Origin of the sequence: Bradyrhizobium diazoefficiens (assembly GCF_016616885.1) — a bacterium.
Taxonomy (GTDB): Bacteria; Pseudomonadota; Alphaproteobacteria; order Rhizobiales; family Xanthobacteraceae; genus Bradyrhizobium; species Bradyrhizobium diazoefficiens_F.
Genome location: NZ_CP067102.1, coordinates 6,425,758 through 6,441,980 on the forward strand (window position 1 = coordinate 6,425,758; position 16,223 = coordinate 6,441,980).

The 16,223-nt window shown below is 65.4% G+C and carries 14 protein-coding genes and 1 other RNA gene; 2 read left to right on the top strand and 13 right to left on the bottom strand.

Features of this window, described 5'->3' with window-relative positions; all coding sequences use genetic code 11:
• Positions 1–7: 7 nt before the first annotated feature.
• From murG to rsmH, 9 genes are all read right to left on the bottom strand, one after another.
• Positions 8–1,108 carry an undecaprenyldiphospho-muramoylpentapeptide beta-N-acetylglucosaminyltransferase gene (murG, locus tag JJC00_RS29850; protein WP_200469397.1) on the bottom strand — a complete coding sequence of 367 codons (1,101 nt, stop codon included), beginning with the start codon at positions 1,106–1,108 and terminating at the stop codon, positions 8–10.
• A gap of 145 nt (positions 1,109–1,253) precedes the next feature.
• Positions 1,254–2,405 carry a putative lipid II flippase FtsW gene (gene ftsW, locus JJC00_RS29855; protein WP_200469398.1) on the bottom strand — a complete coding sequence of 384 codons (1,152 nt, stop codon included), beginning with the start codon at positions 2,403–2,405 and terminating at the stop codon, positions 1,254–1,256.
• A gap of 215 nt (positions 2,406–2,620) precedes the next feature.
• Positions 2,621–4,021, bottom strand: a complete 1,401-nt coding sequence (gene murD, locus JJC00_RS29860) for a UDP-N-acetylmuramoyl-L-alanine--D-glutamate ligase (protein WP_200469399.1) — start codon at positions 4,019–4,021, stop codon at positions 2,621–2,623.
• A gap of 10 nt (positions 4,022–4,031) precedes the next feature.
• Positions 4,032–5,135 carry a phospho-N-acetylmuramoyl-pentapeptide-transferase gene (mraY, locus tag JJC00_RS29865; RefSeq protein WP_200469400.1) on the bottom strand — a complete coding sequence of 368 codons (1,104 nt, stop codon included), beginning with the start codon at positions 5,133–5,135 and terminating at the stop codon, positions 4,032–4,034.
• 175 nt (positions 5,136–5,310) lie between these two features.
• Positions 5,311–6,690, bottom strand: a complete 1,380-nt coding sequence (locus JJC00_RS29870; protein WP_200469401.1) for a UDP-N-acetylmuramoyl-tripeptide--D-alanyl-D-alanine ligase — start codon at positions 6,688–6,690, stop codon at positions 5,311–5,313.
• Entirely contained in the window at positions 6,687–8,159 is a 1,473-nt protein-coding gene (locus tag JJC00_RS29875; protein ID WP_200469402.1) for a UDP-N-acetylmuramoyl-L-alanyl-D-glutamate--2,6-diaminopimelate ligase, read from the bottom strand. Before JJC00_RS29875 ends, JJC00_RS29870 begins: the two co-directional genes overlap by 4 nt.
• Positions 8,160–8,219: 60 nt before the next feature.
• Positions 8,220–9,971, bottom strand: a complete 1,752-nt coding sequence (locus JJC00_RS29880) for a peptidoglycan D,D-transpeptidase FtsI family protein (RefSeq protein ID WP_200469403.1) — start codon at positions 9,969–9,971, stop codon at positions 8,220–8,222.
• Complete coding sequence (gene ftsL, locus JJC00_RS29885) at positions 9,968–10,360, bottom strand: cell division protein FtsL (protein WP_200469404.1); 393 nt, start codon at positions 10,358–10,360, stop codon at positions 9,968–9,970. The genes JJC00_RS29880 and ftsL overlap by 4 nt, the downstream gene beginning before the upstream one ends.
• Before the next feature lie 3 nt (positions 10,361–10,363).
• Positions 10,364–11,353 carry a 16S rRNA (cytosine(1402)-N(4))-methyltransferase RsmH gene (gene rsmH, locus JJC00_RS29890; RefSeq protein WP_200469405.1) on the bottom strand — a complete coding sequence of 330 codons (990 nt, stop codon included), beginning with the start codon at positions 11,351–11,353 and terminating at the stop codon, positions 10,364–10,366.
• 524 nt (positions 11,354–11,877) lie between these two features.
• Between rsmH and JJC00_RS29895 the strand changes: the two genes are divergently transcribed.
• Complete coding sequence (locus JJC00_RS29895) at positions 11,878–12,660, top strand: N-acetylmuramoyl-L-alanine amidase (protein ID WP_200469406.1); 783 nt, start codon at positions 11,878–11,880, stop codon at positions 12,658–12,660.
• 117 nt (positions 12,661–12,777) lie between these two features.
• Here JJC00_RS29895 and JJC00_RS29900 read toward each other — a convergent pair whose 3' ends face one another.
• From JJC00_RS29900 to JJC00_RS29910, 3 genes are all read right to left on the bottom strand, one after another.
• Positions 12,778–14,013, bottom strand: a complete 1,236-nt coding sequence (locus JJC00_RS29900; protein WP_433996466.1) for an RNA polymerase sigma factor — start codon at positions 14,011–14,013, stop codon at positions 12,778–12,780.
• The gene (locus JJC00_RS29905) at positions 14,010–14,360 is read right to left on the bottom strand and encodes a YciI family protein (RefSeq protein ID WP_200469407.1); all 351 of its coding nucleotides are present in this window, start codon (positions 14,358–14,360) and stop codon (positions 14,010–14,012) included. Before JJC00_RS29905 ends, JJC00_RS29900 begins: the two co-directional genes overlap by 4 nt.
• 88 nt (positions 14,361–14,448) lie before the next feature.
• A complete protein-coding gene (locus JJC00_RS29910) occupies positions 14,449–14,799 on the bottom strand; it encodes a YciI family protein (RefSeq protein ID WP_200469408.1) in 351 nt (116 codons plus the stop codon).
• A gap of 148 nt (positions 14,800–14,947) precedes the next feature.
• Between JJC00_RS29910 and rnpB the strand changes: the two genes are divergently transcribed.
• Positions 14,948–15,427: RNase P RNA component class A (gene rnpB, locus JJC00_RS29915), an RNA gene on the top strand.
• A gap of 55 nt (positions 15,428–15,482) precedes the next feature.
• On the opposite strand, the gene JJC00_RS29920 is transcribed toward rnpB, so the two are convergent.
• Positions 15,483–16,196 carry an alpha/beta fold hydrolase gene (locus tag JJC00_RS29920; RefSeq protein ID WP_200469409.1) on the bottom strand — a complete coding sequence of 238 codons (714 nt, stop codon included), beginning with the start codon at positions 16,194–16,196 and terminating at the stop codon, positions 15,483–15,485.
• Positions 16,197–16,223: the final 27 nt, after the last annotated feature.

Below are 16,223 nucleotides of genomic sequence, written 5' to 3' on the forward strand. Positions count from 1 at the left end.
TTTCGCGTCAGATTCCCGCGACTTTGACCACCAGATCGGCCAGCCGCTCGGCGGCATCGAGCCGGCCGACGCCGTGCGCGGCGGCAGCCATGGCGGCAAGGCGCGCCGGCTCGGCCGCGAAACCGGAGATCTCTGCGGCGAGACGATCCGAGGTGAACTCGGTTTGCGGAATGCGGACGGCGCCATCGACCTTGGCCAGCACGCCGGCATTGGCGAACTGGTCCTGGTCGATCGCGCCCGGCAGCGGCACCAGGATCGAGGGGCGCCCGATCGCGGCAAGCTCGGCCACGGTCCCGGCGCCGGAGCGCGACACCACCAGATGGTTGGAGGCGAGCCGCGCCGGCAAATCCGTGAAGAACGGCGCGAGCTCGGCTTTGATCTTGAGCTTGTCGTAAACCGCGCACACGCGCGCGATATCCTCGTCGCGCACCTGCTGGGTCAGGACCAGCCGGCTCCAGAGCGCGGGCTCGAGCCGCTCGATCGCACCGGGCACGATATCGGCCATGATGCGCGCGCCCTGGCTGCCGCCGACGACGAGCAGGCGGAGCGGGCCGTTCAGCTCGGGTGCGGTATATGGCTCCGCCGCCGCGGCGAGCACCGCCGGCCGCATCGGCGTGCCGACCGTGGTCGTCTTGGTTGCCAGCGCCGGATCGCGGTCGAGCACGCCCGGCAACGACGTCGCGATGGCGCGGACGCGGCTCGACAGGAAACGGTTGGCGCGGCCGAGCACGGCATTGGCGTCGTGGATTATGCTCGGCACGCCCGCGAATTTTGCTGCGAGCAGCGGCGGCAATGTCGGATAGCCACCGAAGCCGATGACGGCAGCGGGCTTCAACCGCTTGATCAGGCGGTAAGCGGACAGCGTGCCGGTGGCGAGCGTGAGGCCGGCATGAGCGAGCTGAAGCGGATTGCGGCCGCGTGCGGTTTCGCTCGCGACGACGTCGATCATGTCCTTGCTGAACAGCCCGCTGTAACGCAACGCCCGATCGTCCGTGACCAGGCGCACGCGAAACCCGCGCCGGATCAACTCGACGCCGAGCGCTTCAGCCGGAAACAGATGGCCGCCGGTGCCGCCCGCGGCGAGAAGAATCAAGGAGGATTTGTCCATGGCAGGCGCTTTTACAAGGTCTCACCCGTCATTGCGAGCGAAGCGAAGCAATCCAGAATTCCCCCGCGGAGGCACTCTGGATTGCTTCGTCGCTCCAGTGCAAAATTGCTCTGCAATTTTGTCACGAGCTCCTCGCAATGACGGCTCACGCGTAACTGCGCATCGCCTCGGCATGGCCGCTGGCCTCGACCTCGGTGCGGGGGCGCAGCCGCGTCAGGGCCAGCATCATGCCGACGCCATAAGACAGCGAGACGATCGAGGAACCGCCATACGAAATGAACGGCAGCGTCATGCCTTTGGCGGGAATGAGCTGAAGGTTGACCGACATGTTGATCGCTGCCTGCACGCCGAACAGGATTGCCAGCCCGGAGGCCGCAAAGCGCGAGAACATGTCCTCGTTGGCGTAGGCGCGCGACAGCGTACGAATGACGACGAAGGCGAACAGCGTCAGCATCGCGAGGCACAGGATGATGCCGAACTCTTCGGCGGCGACTGCGAACACGAAGTCGGTGTGGCTGTCCGGCAGGCTGCGCTTGGCGATGCCCTCGCCCGGTCCGAGGCCAAACCAACCGCCGTTGTAGAAGGCCTCCATCGCGGTATCGACCTGAAAAGTGTCGCCGGAGGCCGGGTTCATGAAGCGCTTGATGCGGCCCGCGACGTGCGGAACGAACAGGTATGCGCTGAACAGGCCGGCCGCGGCGGCGCCGGCAAGGCCGAATACCCAGATCATGCGCATGCCCGCGATGAAGAACAGCGAGCCCCACACCATCAGGATCAGCATGGTCTGGCCGAAATCCGGCTCCATCACCAGCAGCGACACCAGCATCAACAGCAGCACCAGCGCCATCGAGGTCGCCGGCATCTCCGGCCGCTTGGTCGATTCCGCGAACAGCCACGCCGCGATGACGACGAAGGACGGCTTCGCGATTTCGGAGGCCTGGATGTTGACGCCGAGCAGCGTGATCCAGCGCCGCGAGCCCTTGACCTCGGGGCCGATCGCGAGCGTCACCACGATCAGGATGATGCTGATCGTGAAGATGATCAGCGCGCTTCGCCGGATCGAGCGCGGCGACAGGAAGGAGACGCCGACCAGCACCATGAAGGACGGCGCCAGGAACATCACGTGGCGGCTGAAGAAATGGAAGGGATCGAGCCCGATGCGGGTCGCGACCGGCGGGCTCGCCGCCAGCGACAGGATGACGCCAGTCAGCATCAGCACCAGGATCGCGCCGAGCAGCGGCTTATCGACGGTCCACCACCACTCGGTAAAGGGGGTGCGTTCTTCACGGGAGAGCATGGGCGGCCGCTTTCGGACAGAGGTCTGTCCATTGGTCGCCGAGGTTGGTTACCGGGGGGTTAAGGGACCGTTCAAGTTTTGAAGAGTCTCGTGCCCCGGACGCAGCGCAGCGCTCTTGCGGTGCGCTGCAGAGCCGGGGCCCATTGCCGCTTCTGGGTCCCGGCTCTGCGGAGCGTCACTTCGTGCCGCACCGCGTCCGGGACACGAGCCCGCCCTCACACCACCGGCTTCACACCCGGCAGCGCCTGTACCAGTTCACGGAACTTGGTGCCGCGGATTTCGAAGTTGCGGTACTGGTCGAATGAGGCGCAGGCCGGCGACAGCAGCACGACCGCATCGATGAGCCCTGAGGCTTCCGCATCCCGTGCCGCGTGCTCGACGGCGACATCGAGGGTCTGGCTGATCTCGTGCGCGACTTGCGTGCCCAGCGTGCCGGAAAATTCCTGCGCGGCCTCCCCGATCAGATAGGCCTTGCGGATGCGCGGGAAGAAGGAGGTCAAGCAAGTGATGCCGCCCGCTTTCGGCTTGCCGCCGGCGATCCAGAAGATGTCGGCAAAGGACGACAGCGCATGCGCGGTGGCGTCGGCGTTGGTGCCCTTGGAGTCGTTGACGAACAGCACATTGCCGCGGTGGCCGACCTGCTCCATGCGGTGCGCCAGGCCGGGAAAGCTGCGCAGACCATTCTGCAGCACATCCAGGCTGATGCCCATCGCGAGCGCGGCGGCCGCTGCACAGGCCGCGTTCTGTGCATTGTGCAGGCCGCGCAGCGAGCCGATGCCGCCGAGCTTGGCGACCTCGCTCCTCGCGCCGCCCGAGGTGCGCACGATGGTGCCGTGCTCGACATGAATACCGCTCGCCAGCGGATTCCTAACGGAGATGCGCACCACGCTCTTGCCGGCGCGGTCGAGCCGGTCGGCGATGTCGCGGCAATAGCCGTCATCGACGCCGACGATCGAGGTGCCGCCTGCCTGCACGCCTGCAACCAGGCGCTCCTTCACCGCGGCGTAATGTTCGATGGTGCCGTGACGATCAATGTGATCCTCGCTGACATTGAGCAAGATGCCGACGGAGGGATCGAGCGAGGGGGTGAGGTCGATCTGGTAGGACGACATCTCGATGACGTGGACGCGGCCCATGCGCGGTGGCTCCAGCGACAGGATCGCGATGCCGATATTGCCGCCCATCTGGGTGTCGTAGCCCGCAACCTTTGTCAGATGCGCGATCAAGGCCGTCGTGGTCGACTTGCCGTTGGTGCCGGTGATCGCAATGAACGGCGCGTTCGGTGCATGCCGTCGGCGCTCCCGGCAGAACAGTTCGATGTCGCCGATCACCTCGACGCCGGCCTCGCGCGCCTTCAGCACGCTCCAGTGCGGCGCCGGATGGGTGAGCGGCACGCCGGGCGCGAGCACGAGGCTAGCGAAATTCGACCAGGAAACGTTGCGCAGATCTGCGGTGACGAAACCGGCCTGCGCGGCCTTGGCGACGTTCTCGGCATTGTCGTCGGCGGCGATCACCTCGGCGCCGCCGGCTTTCAGCGCGTGGCAGGAAGCGAGCCCCGAGCCGCCGAGGCCGAACACCGCGATCGTCTTGCCGGCGAAGGATGTAACCGGGATCATCGTGATACCGTCAGCGCAGCTTCAGCGTGGAGAGGCCGGCCAGCGCCAGCATCACCGAGATGATCCAGAAGCGGATCACGATCTGCGGCTCGGTCCAGCCGAGCTGCTCGAAATGATGGTGGATCGGCGCCATGCGGAAGATGCGCTTGCCCGTGAGCTTGAACGACACCACCTGCACGATGACCGAGACCGCCTCCAGCACGAACAGGCCGCCGATCACCGCGAGCACGATCTCGTGCTTCACCGCGACCGCAATCGCCCCCAGCATGCCGCCGAGCGCGAGCGAGCCGGTGTCGCCCATGAAGATCGAAGCTGGTGGCGCATTGAACCAGAGAAAACCGAGGCCGGCACCCAGCAGGGCGCCGCACAGCACCGCAAGCTCGCCGGTGCCGGCGACATATTTGATCTGGAGGTAATCGGCGAATACAGCATTGCCGGCGAGATAGGCGATCATCGCAAAGCTCGCGGTCGCGATCATCACCGGCACGATGGCGAGGCCGTCGAGACCGTCAGTGAGGTTCACCGCGTTGCCGGCACCGACGATGACGAAGGCGCCGAACACGATAAAGAACCAGCCGAAATGCAGCACGGTATCCTTCAGGAAGGGTATGGTCAGCGCGGTCGACGCGGGATCGCGATTCAGCCGCACCAGCGCATAGCAGGCGACCAGCGCGATGAGCCCTTCGATCAGCAGGCGCAACTTGCCGCCGAAACCGGTCGTGGTCTGCTTGGTCACCTTGAGGTAATCGTCGTAGAAGCCGACGAAGCCGAAGCCGAGCGTCACCGCGAGCACGATCCAGACATAGGGATTGAGCGGATTGCACCACAGCACGGTGCCGACCGTGAGGCCGGACAGGATCATCAGCCCGCCCATGGTGGGCGTGCCCTTCTTGGCCAGATGCGATTGCGGACCGTCGGTGCGGATCGGCTGTCCCTTGCCCTGGCGAATGCGCAAATGGTCGATGATCCAGGGCCCGAACAGGAACACGAACAGCGCGCCGGTGACGATGGCGCCGCCGGTGCGGAAGGTGATGTAACGGAAGACGTTCAAGACGGTGCGCACTGCACCGAAACCTGGAAATGTGTTGGAGAGCTCGATCAGCCAGTAAAACATTCAGACGGTCCTATGGCGCCTTTCGCACGCAGGCTTTTTCAGACGCAGATTTCGCCGGGCGACCTCCAAGAAACTTGACGGCAAGAAACTTGACTGGAAGAAACTTGACGACAAGAAACCTGCCGGCTCGGCGCCGCAAAACGGTGGGATTCGGGAACAGCGCCTTCCAAGCAGTTTACGCCTTTGCCTGCAAGGCGGCCACTAGCCCCGGCACAAACTTGTTGACCCAGAACATCTTCTTGCTGCCCTTGACAACCACGACATCGCCTGCCTTCAGCAGGCCCGCGACCTCGCCCGGTTTCAGCGTGGCGGGATCGTCGTGCCAGCCGAGCCCTTTGCCGGCTGGAAGTGCGTCATAGAGGTGCCGCATCAGCGGCCCGACGCAATAGATGCCGTCGATGCCGTCGAGATGCGTGGTCAGCGCGGTGTGGTAACTTGGTGCGTCATCGCCCAGTTCCAGCATGTCGCCCAGCACCGCAATGCGACGGCCGCCCGTCACGTTGCGCGCCTGCAGGCTTTGCAGCGCAGCAGCGACGCTCGCCGGATTGCCGTTAAAGCTGTCGTCGATCACAGTGACACCGCCGACGGCCTGCTCCACACCGCGGCCAGACATGATGCCGACGCGGTCGAGCTTGATCGCGAGCGTCGCGGCATCGAGGTGCGCGGCGTGAACCGAGGCGAGCGCGGCGAGCGCATTCTGCACGCGGTGCGGTGCACCCGGCGTGAGGCTGAAGGCGATCTCCTTCTTGCCGATCGCGGCCACGACCTGCCAGCTCTCGCCATGCCGGGCGTGCGCGACCTCGTGCACTTCGGCCTTCTCGCCGAAGCGCACCACCTTGCCCTTCCAGTCGGGCGCCTTGATCCCGGCCGGCAGCACCAGCACGCCATCCGAGGGCAGGCCGAGCGCGATCGACACCTTCTCGCGGCGGATCGCATCGAGCGAGCCGAGCTTTTCCAGATGCACCGGCTGGACGTTGACGACGAGCGCGACGGTCGGCCGCGTCAATTCGCTGAGCCGCGCGATCTCACCGGTTTGGTTCATGCCCATTTCGACGACCCAGAGGCTGGCATCGGGGCGGGCGTTGCACAGCGTCAGCGGCACGCCCCAGAAATTGTTGAAGCTCGAGGGGCTGGCATAGGCATTGGGATAGGCCGCCAGAAACTCCTTGGTGCTGGTCTTGCCGGCGCTGCCGGTCAGCCCGATCACCGACCCGTTGAAACGCGCGCGTGCGGCGCGCGCAAGGCCCCAGAGGCCGTCGATCAGCGTGTCCTTCACGACGATCTGCGGAATGCGAACGCCCGCGATCTGGTGCGGCACGATCATCGCGACCGCGCCGGAGGCTTCCGCCTTGTCCGCGAACTCCCAGCCGTCGCGTGCGCTGGCGAAGGCCGAGATGAAGCCGCCGCTCGGCGTGCCGCTCAGCGCCACGAACAGGCAGCCCGGCTTCACCAGCCGGCTGTCCTGGGTGACGAAGTCGATGGGCGTGTCCGGGAATGATCCCGTCGCGCCAAGCGCACGCGCCACCTCGGCAACCGTCCACAATGGCGCGCTCATGCGACCCTCGATGCTAATGCGGCGGCAACCGCCTCGTGATCGCTGAACGGCAGGACCTCGCCGCCGACGATCTGCCCGGTCTCGTGGCCCTTGCCGGCGACGAGCAGCGCGTCGCCATCTTCCAATTCCTCGATCGCGGCACGGATCGCGGCCGCGCGGTCGCCGATTTCGCGCGCGCCCTTGGCGGTGGCGAGGATCGCGGCGCGAATGGCTTCCGGGTTCTCGCTGCGTGGATTGTCGTCGGTGATGATGACGCGATCGGCGTTCGCGGCCGCGATCTCGCCCATGATCGGCCGCTTGCCGGCGTCGCGATCGCCGCCGGCGCCGAACACGACGATCAGCCTGCGCTTCGCATAGGGACGCAGCGCCTGCAGCGCCTTCGCCAGCGCATCGGGCTTGTGCGCATAGTCGACGAAAACAGGCGCGCCGTTGCGCTCGCCGACGCGCTCGAGCCGGCCCTTGGCGCCCTCGAGATGTTCGAGGCTCGCGAACACATTGGCCGCATCGCTGCCGGTGCCGATGGCAAGACCGGCCGACACCAGCGCGTTCTCGATCTGGAATTCGCCGACCAGCGGCAGTCGGATCGAATAATTCCTGCCACGATGTTTGAGCGTAAGCTTCTGCGAGAAACCTTCGACCACGGCGTCGGTGAGACGAATGCCCTCACCTGCCCCGTCGCCGTGACGGCCCACCGCCATCACGCGCAGACCGCGCGACCTGGCGGCATCGATCGCCTCCGCCGAGCAATCATGATCAGCCGAGATCACCGCGGCGCCACCGGGCGGCACGAGCTCGCGAAACAGCCTGAGCTTTGCTGCGAGATAATGTGCGACCGTCGGATGATAATCCATGTGGTCGCGCGAGAGATTAGTGAAGCCTCCGGCGGAGACGCGCACACCGTCGAGGCGATATTGATCGAGGCCGTGCGACGATGCTTCAAAGGCGAGGTGCGTCACGCCCTCGCGCGCGATCTCGTCGAGCTGCCGGTGCAGCGCGATCGGATCCGGCGTCGTCAGCGAACCGTAGACGGTGCGTTTCGGCGAGACGAGGCCGATGGTTCCGATGCTGGCCGAGGCATGCCCCAGCCGCTCCCAGATCTGGCGCGTGAATGCTGCAACCGACGTCTTGCCGCTGGTTCCGGTCACCGCCGCAATAGTCGCAGGCTGAGTCGGGAAGAATCTCGCCGCAGCCAGTGCGAGCGCGCGGCGCGGATTGGCTGTTGCGACGAACGGCACCTTGCAGCCATCAGGCGCATGATCGCCGACCACAGCCACTGCGCCGGCCGCAATCGCAGCATCGATGAAGCGGGCGCCGTCGGTTTTGCTGCCGGCGAGCGCGAAGAAGAGATCGCCGGGCTTGACTACGCGGCTGTCGAGCGCAACGCCGCTCACCTCGAGCGCCGCGACAGCGGGCTCGATTGCGGCATCGTTGCCCAGACAATCCTGACCTAAGAAGTCGCGCAGTTTCATGGCTTTCCAGTCGAGATGCCAAGCCGGATCCGGGCCGACTCGGGGCAGCCTGGGTACGGCTTACTGGGTTGTCCTGAATGCTGCAAGAATAAGGCGGTCGGACGGCGGCAGGTCGAAACGGGGCTCGATCCCGAGCAGGGGTGCGATACGGGCGATGACCTTGCCCCCCGTCGGCACAGCATTAAAGCCGGACGTGATCAAACCATATGTTTCCTGCAACGGTTGTGGCTCGTCCAGCATGATGAGAATCTGATATTTCGGATCATCGGAGGGCATGATTGCGGTGAAGGAGTTGAGTACCCGCTTCTTGGCATAGCGGCCATTGATGACCTTCTCGGACGTGCCGGTCTTGCCGCCGACATAGTAGCCGGGAACATCGGCCTTCTTGGCGGTGCCGATCTCAGCGTTCAGCCGCATCAGATAGCGCATCTTGTCAGAGGTCTCGGGCTTGATCACGCGCTTGGCCATCGCCGACGCTTCTGCTTCGCTGCGCTTCAGGAATGTCGGTGGAATCAGGTAGCCACCGTTCATCAGAGCGTTGATGCCCATCACCGCCTGCAGCGGCGCCACCGACAAGCCCTGGCCGAACGCGATGGTCACGGTGTTCAGCTCGCCCCAGTGGCGCGGCACAAGCGGCGCTGCGCTCTCCGGCAGCTCGGTACGCAGGCGCGTCAACTGACCCATCTTGGCGAGGAACGCCTTGTGCGCCTCGACGCCCTGGCCGAGCGCGATCCGCGCCGCGCCGATGTTGGACGAGTAGGTGAACACTTCCTTGGTGTTGATGAAACGTCCGAGCGAGTGGCTGTCATGGATGGTGAACTTGCCGTAGTGCAGGTTTCCGCGCGCATCCCACGACGAGTTCAGATTGATCTTTCCGGAGTCGAGCGCCATCGCCAGCGTGAACGCCTTGAAGGTCGAGCCCATCTCGTAGACGCCGGTGGTCAGACGGTTGATGCGGTCGGGGTCGTGCGCTTCCTTCGGACTGTTCGGATCGAAGTCCGGCAGCGAGACCATCGCCACGATCTCGCCGGTCTTGACGTTGGAGATGATGCCGGAGGCCGCCTTGGTGTGGAACTTCTCCTTGGCCTTGAGCAGCTCGTCGCGCAAGGCGTGCTCGACGCGCAAATCGACCGACAGCTCGATCGGCTTCTGCAGGCGGTCGGTGGCAAAGCCGGCGCGGTGGAGATCGGCGAGCCCTTGATTGTCGAGCCACTTCTCCATGCCGGCGATGCCCTGGTTGTCGATGTTGACGAGACCGATGAGGTGGGCGACCTCGTTGCCGGTCGGATAGACACGCTTGTTCTCGCGCAGGAAGCCGATGCCGGGAAGGCCGAGCTTGTGGATGTCTTGCTGCTGCTTCGCCGTGATCTCGCGCTTCAACCAGACGAACCCCTTGCGCGCCGACAGGCGCTCGCGCACCTCGGCCTCGTCGAGGTCGGGCACGGTCGCGGTCAGAAGCTCGATCGCCTCGTCCTTGTCGATGATGCGGCGCGGCTCGCCGAACATGCTGGCAGCCTTGACGTCGGTCGCCAGGATCGCGCCGTTGCGGTCGACGATATCGGGTCGCGCGGTCGCAACCACTTCCTGCGAGGCGGCGCGCCGCGCGCTGTGAGCGTCGGCACCGATCGCGAACATCACGAGCCGGCTGCCGATCAGCGCATAGACCAGCGCAAAGGCGAGCATTGCGAGCCCGACGCGCGCGCGCGCCTTCGCGGCGCGATCGACATTGCGCCCGTAGAGCAGGCTGCGGATCAGACGCTGACGCCAAGGCTCAGCTGGCCGCTCGGTGGGTTTGGCCGGAACAGTGCTCATTGCTTGTCCTCGGGCTGAGGCACGGAGCCCGTCACGCTCTCCGGATCGCTCGCGGCTTCGATGGTGTTGATCATGGACCCGATCGGATCAGGCTCGCCCGGCCTGAACATCCGCGGCGGACGGTCCGGCAGGTTCTTCATTGAATCATATTGTGTGCCGTTGACGGGCTTGAGCGGCAGATGCCGCTCGGAAAGGCCCTGCAGGCGCAGGGGCGCATCGAGCTTGGCCCATTCGGAGCGCAGCTGCGCGATCGCGTCGCGCTGCTCGCGGATCTCCGCGTGCAGCCGCAGCACCTTCTCGGTGCGGGCGGTGGAGTCCATCTTGATCCGGTAGACATAGGCGGCCGCGAAGATCAGCGCGCCGATGACGAGAAGGTGGATGAAGCGCATGTGCTAGCCGCCCCTCATCACGTCGGAGAGTTTTGGCCAGGACGATGGCTCGGCGTCGTCATGCGCCGGCGCCGCGGTACGCTCGGCGGCGCGCAGCTTTGCGGATCGAGCACGCGGATTGTGCGCAACTTCCGCCTCGCCGGCGACCACGGGCCGCCGCGTCAAAAGCCGGAAGCTCGGCGCGCCCTGCGCCACTTCCGGCAGATGGCGCGAGCCGCCGCCGGTCTTGGCGCGCTCGGAGAGGAAATTCTTGACGATGCGGTCTTCCAGCGAATGGAACGAGACCACGACCAGACGGCCGCCGGGCTTGAGCACGCGCTCGGCCGCCGCCAGCGCGGTCTGGAGCTCCTCGAGCTCTTCATTGACGAAGATGCGCAGGGCCTGGAACGTCCGCGTCGCCGGATGAATATCGCCCGGCTTCGAGCGCACCACCCTGCCGACGAGATCGGCGAGCGCGCGCGTGGTGGTGAACGGCGTCTCCCGCCGATCGGCCACGATGGCGCGGGCCACGCGGCGCGAATGCCGCTCTTCGCCGAAGAGATAGATGATGTCGGCGAGATCGCTTTCCGAGGCGCGCGCAACGACATCGGCGGCCGTCGGTCCCGTCTGTCCCATGCGCATGTCGAGCGGTCCGTCGAGGCGGAACGAGAAGCCACGGCCGGCCTGGTCCAGCTGCATCGAGGACACCCCGACATCCATGACGACGCCGTCGACCGCGTCGACGCCGTGCGCGGCGCAGACCTCGGCGAGATTCGAGAAACGGTCCTCGACCAGCGTCAGCCGGCCGGCTGCGCGTTCGACCAGCTCCGAACCGCCGGTGATCGCCGTGTGGTCGCGGTCGATCGCGATGACCCGGGTTCCCGGCACATCCAGGATGGCGCGGCTGTAGCCGCCGGCCCCAAAGGTAGCATCGACATAGATGCCGCCCTCGCGCGGCGCGAGATGCTCGATCGCCTCGCGGCCAAGCACGGGAATGTGCGGCGCGTCGCTCATGCGTCGCACCTGCCGAACGTGCAGGTATAATCGGGGGCGAAGCAGCCCATCACGCCTCGAACAATTCCGCGTCGCGGCGGTTCCACGACCCAACCCCTCTCCAGCATACTTGCCAGCATGCGCGCCGAGCCCGGTCGTCCGAGGTGGCAACCCCGGTGTTCCCGGTGGAATATGTCGGGCAGCCATGGGATTTCGAGCCAAAATCGCTTCTGGCCGCCTCCGGATGCGGATCGGCTCTTCACCTCTCAGTAACGGCCCTTAGCGTTAAGAAAGCGTTGATCGGCTCGTTACAAGTCGAAAAGGTTACCGGCCGGTGATGCGTCATCCACACACCGGGCCCAAAATGCGCCCGTTAACCGAACCGCGCGATTGCGCGGACCGGAGGGTAAAGGAATAGTAAAGAGAAGGGCTTGGCCCACTCTCCTGTCCGACTTGAGCTGCTTATGTCGTCCGGTCCGTCCACGCCATCCGGCACTGATTCGAAGCGTCAGCGCGTTCTCCCGGTTCCCAAGGCCGCGGCGAACATGCGGACGTTCGAGCCGGATTCGTCGATCGTCTCCGACATCATCCCTTCGCCCAATCATGGCGAGCGCAGCAAGGGACGGCAGCCCGACATGATCGTGCTGCACTACACCGGCATGCCCGACGTCGAGGGCGCGCTGGCGCGGCTGTGCACGGCCGGCAGCGAGGTGTCGGCCCATTATGTCGTGCTCGAAGACGGCCGCATCGTGCAATGTGTGCCAGAGGCCAAGCGCGCCTGGCACGCCGGCGTCTCGTCCTGGGGCGGCGAAGACGACATCAACTCCTGCTCGATCGGGATCGAGATCATCAATCGCGGCCACGATTGGGGCTATCCGGAATATCCGCTGCGCCAGATCGCTGCCGTAATCGCACTGTGCCGCGGCATCATGCTCCGCCGCAAGGTGACACCGCAACGGGTGCTCGGCCATTCCGACGTCGCGCCCGCGCGCAAGAAGGATCCCGGCGAAAAATTTCCGTGGCATTCGCTGGCCAATTCCGGCGTCGGTCACTGGGTCACGCCGGCGCCGGTCGTGCGCGGCGAAACCCTGATGCTCGGCACCATCAGCGACGAGGTGCTGAGCCTGCAGCAGGCGCTGGCACGCTATGGCTATGGCGTACCGCTATCAGGCAAATACGACGCGTCGACGATGGAAGTCGTCACCGCCTTCCAGCGCCACTTCCGCCCCGCACGCCTGGATGGCGTTGCCGATCACTCGACGCTGTCGACCTTGCAGGCGCTGCTGGCGAGCCTGCCGGTAGATGGGGCCGCGGTGACGTCGAAGTAGTCGCCGTCTTCGTGATCGCAGTTCTTGCTCCGTCATGCCCGGGCTTGTCCCGGGCATCCACGTCCTGGTCTCGACAAAGAACGTGGATGGCCGGGACAAGCCCGGCCATGACGGAACTCACTCCATCTCCCTCACTCGCCGCGCGTACAACCTTCGCAACGGCGCGAGCTGCGTCGCCGCTGTCGCCGCGACATAAGCCTCGCGCGCTTCGTCCTTGCGGCCGAGCCGCCGCAACAGATCGGCACGCACGGCCGGCAACATTTCATAGCCGTCCAGGCCGCCGCGCGCGGCGATCGCGTCGACGAGATCGAGCGCGCGCGCCGGACCATCGACCATCGAGACCGCAGCCGCATGGTTGAGCTCGACCACCGGGGACGGGCTGATGCGTAGCAGCACTTCGTAGAGGCCGGCGATCTGCGGCCAATCGGTTTCCTCAAAGCTTGGTGCGCGGGCATGCAGCGCGGCGATCGCGGCCTGCACCGCATACGGCTGCGGCCGGCCCGGCACGCGCAGCGCGTCATCGACGAGACGCAGGCCTTGCTCGATCTGCGCGCGATCCCAGAGCGCGCGGTCCTGCTCTTCCAGCAGAACGATGTCGCCCGCCGCAGTCTCGCGACCGGCGCGCCGCGCGTCATGGAGCAGCATCAACGCCAGCAGCCCCTTGATCGCGGCGCGATCGGGCATCAGCCGGTCGAGCAAGCGACCAAGCCTGATCGCCTCGACCGCAAGGTCAGGCCGCATCAGGTCCGCGCCCGAGGTCGCGACATAGCCCTCGGTGAAGACGAGATAGATCACGGCGAGCACGCCATCGAGCCGCGGCGCGAGCGCGGCGCGCTCGGGCACTTCATAGGGAATGCCGGCGAGCCTGATCTTCTGCTTGGCGCGGACGAGGCGCTGCGCCATCGCGTCCTCACCGACAAGGAAAGCGCGCGCGACCTGCGCACTAGAGAGGCCGCAGACCGTACGCAGGGTCAGGGCGACCTGGACTTCGGGCGCGAACGCCGGGTGGCAGCAAGTGAAGATCAGCCGCAGCATGTCGTCGTCAAGCGTCGCCGGCGGCTCGGCCGGCGCATCTGCGTTGAACTCGAGCTCGTGCAGGAGCGCCTGCTGCTTGCCGCGAAAGACGGCTTGGCGACGCACACGGTCGATCGCCTTGTTGCGGCCGACATTGACCAGCCAGGCGCGGGGATTGTCGGGTAGCTCGCCCGCCGCCCAGCGCTCCAGCGCAACCGCGAACGCATCCTGGAGCGCATCCTCGGCCAGATCGAAATCACCGACGAGGCGGATCAGGGTGGCCAGCGCCCGCCCCGCCTCGTCGCGAAAGATCCTGTCGATGTCGGTGGACGAGATCACTTGTAGATCATGACCGGCCTGACCTCGATCGATCCTCTCTTGGCCTCGGGAATTCGCGCCGCAAGCGCGACGGCGTCGTCGAGGTCCTTGGCTTCGACCAGATAGTAGCCGCCGAGTTGCTCACGCGTTTCCGCGAACGGACCATCGGTGGTCATGGTCTTGCCGTCGCGAACGCGCACGGTGGTCGCCGTCGTCGTCGGCTGCAGCCCATCGCCGGCCTTGAAATGGCCGCTCTGGATGATCGACTGCGTGAAGGCGCCGTATTCTCCGGCCAGCTTTTGACGGTCGGTGGCGTTCATCTCGGTCAGATACGTTTCGTTCCGGTAGATCAGCAGCAGATACTGCATTGCTCAACTCCTGTTGTTCGGCTGGATCGCCGACACCAGTCGAACGGGGCCAACGTCAAACGACATCATCGCAAGATTGTTTTCGAGATCATTTGTAGATCATGACCGGCCTGACTTCGATCGACCCGTCTCTGGCGTTAGGAATCCGTGCAGCCAGTGCAATGGCGGCGTCGAGATCCTTGGCCTCGACCAGATAGTAGCCGCCGAGTTGCTCGCGGGTCTCCGCGAACGGACCGTCGGTCGTCAGGGTCTTGCCGTCGCGCACGCGCACCGTGGTCGCCGTCGTGCTCGGCTGAAGGCCGTCGCCGGCCTTGAAATGGCCGCTCTGGACAATGGACTGGGTATAGGCGCCGTACTCCGCCGACACTTTCTGACGGTCGGCGGGTTCCATCTTGTTCAATTCCGCTTCGCTCCGGTAGATCAGCAGCAGATACTGCATCGCTTAACTCCTGTTGTTCGGCTGGATCGCCGACACCAGTCGAACGGGCCAAACTCCAAACGACATCTTCAGGATAATTTATTTGGGCGGCGCGTGCGCGACGATCTCCGCTTGACGAAACCGTCACAAATGCCCATTGCCTAAGCCGTCAGTCGGCCGGACGGCCGCTCCGGCAAGTGCCGAAAGGCCGCCGGGGAGGAAAGTCCGGGCTCCCTTGACATACGGTGCCGGATAACGTCCGGCGGGGGCAACCCCAGGGAAAGTGCCACAGAGAACGAACCGCCCGCCTTCGCCCTTTGGGCTTCGGCGAGGCAGGCCCGCCGGGCTTGCCACGTGGTAGCAGCGTAAGCTGCGTAGACGGGTAAGGGTGAAAAGGTGCGGTAAGAGCGCACCGCGGGTCCGGCAACGGAGCCGGCATGGTAAACCCCACCGGGAGCAAAACCGAATAGGGACGGCGTAGCGGACTGTTCGCTTTGAGCGATAACGCCGCGGGGCGATGTCAGGCCCGCCGTCCGGGTAGGTTGCTCGAGGCCATGTGCGAACATGGTCCCAGAGGAATGGTCGTCACGTATCGTTTGCGCAAGCGGACGGTGCCCTACAGAACCCGGCTTACAGGCCGGCTGATATCTTGCAACGAGGGGTTCGATGTTAGCGCATCGGACCCCTCACCATTTGGGACGTCGTCAGGCGACGATCTCTTGCAACACGCCCATCAGTGCCTCTGGCGCCGTCACGTTCGGCGCGTGACTGGCATCGAGCTCGAAATAGCGCCAGCCCTCTTCGCTCTTGGTCCGCTTCGCAAATTGCCCGAACACGTCGCCCGGCGGAATGCGCTTACAGTAGATGTAGCTGCGAGGCATCGCGGGCTCGCCATGCGCGAGCTTCAGCTTCGTCTCGAAACATTTGATCGGCATGTAGATGCGGCGCGCGTTGAGCCAGTCGAGATCGGCCTGCGGCGTATCCGGCGGCGGCGGGTTCGGCGGGATGCGGTAGCCGTCGCCGGCGGCCGCCGCCTTGCGCATCGGCTCGCGGCCACCCTCATTGAGATCGAACAGCGACTGGCCATCACGCGGCACGAAGGCGTCGAGATAGATCAATTGCGTCACGCGCTCTCTTGCGCGATCGGCAACGCCGGTGGCGACCATGCCGCCATAGCTGTGGCCGAGCAGCACGATGCCGCTAAGATCCTCGAATGCGATGACGTTGAGGATGTCCTGGATATGGGTGTTGAGATCGACGGCGGGACTGGCGAGATGCGATCGCTCGCCGAGCCCGGTGTAGGTCGGCGCAACCAGGCGGTGGCCGGCCTGCGCCATCAGCGGATGCATTTTCTTCCAGGCCCATCCGCCGGACCACGCGCCATGACAGAGCAGGAAGGTCTTCGCGCGTGAGGTCATCGGCGTTTCCATTGTTCTTGTTTTGAG

Coding starts and splice junctions, on each gene's coding strand:
- murG (WP_200469397.1), bottom strand. CDS start 1,108: ATGGACAAATCCTCCTTGATTCTTCTCGCCGCGGGCGGCACCGGCGGC.
- ftsW (WP_200469398.1), bottom strand. CDS start 2,405: ATGCTCTCCCGTGAAGAACGCACCCCCTTTACCGAGTGGTGGTGGACC.
- murD (WP_200469399.1), bottom strand. CDS start 4,021: ATGATCCCGGTTACATCCTTCGCCGGCAAGACGATCGCGGTGTTCGGC.
- mraY (WP_200469400.1), bottom strand. CDS start 5,135: ATGTTTTACTGGCTGATCGAGCTCTCCAACACATTTCCAGGTTTCGGT.
- JJC00_RS29870 (WP_200469401.1), bottom strand. CDS start 6,690: ATGAGCGCGCCATTGTGGACGGTTGCCGAGGTGGCGCGTGCGCTTGGC.
- JJC00_RS29875 (WP_200469402.1), bottom strand. CDS start 8,159: ATGAAACTGCGCGACTTCTTAGGTCAGGATTGTCTGGGCAACGATGCC.
- JJC00_RS29880 (WP_200469403.1), bottom strand. CDS start 9,971: ATGAGCACTGTTCCGGCCAAACCCACCGAGCGGCCAGCTGAGCCTTGG.
- ftsL (WP_200469404.1), bottom strand. CDS start 10,360: ATGCGCTTCATCCACCTTCTCGTCATCGGCGCGCTGATCTTCGCGGCC.
- rsmH (WP_200469405.1), bottom strand. CDS start 11,353: ATGAGCGACGCGCCGCACATTCCCGTGCTTGGCCGCGAGGCGATCGAG.
- JJC00_RS29895 (WP_200469406.1), top strand. CDS start 11,878: ATGCGGACGTTCGAGCCGGATTCGTCGATCGTCTCCGACATCATCCCT.
- JJC00_RS29905 (WP_200469407.1), bottom strand. CDS start 14,360: ATGCAGTATCTGCTGCTGATCTACCGGAACGAAACGTATCTGACCGAG.
- JJC00_RS29910 (WP_200469408.1), bottom strand. CDS start 14,799: ATGCAGTATCTGCTGCTGATCTACCGGAGCGAAGCGGAATTGAACAAG.
- JJC00_RS29920 (WP_200469409.1), bottom strand. CDS start 16,196: ATGACCTCACGCGCGAAGACCTTCCTGCTCTGTCATGGCGCGTGGTCC.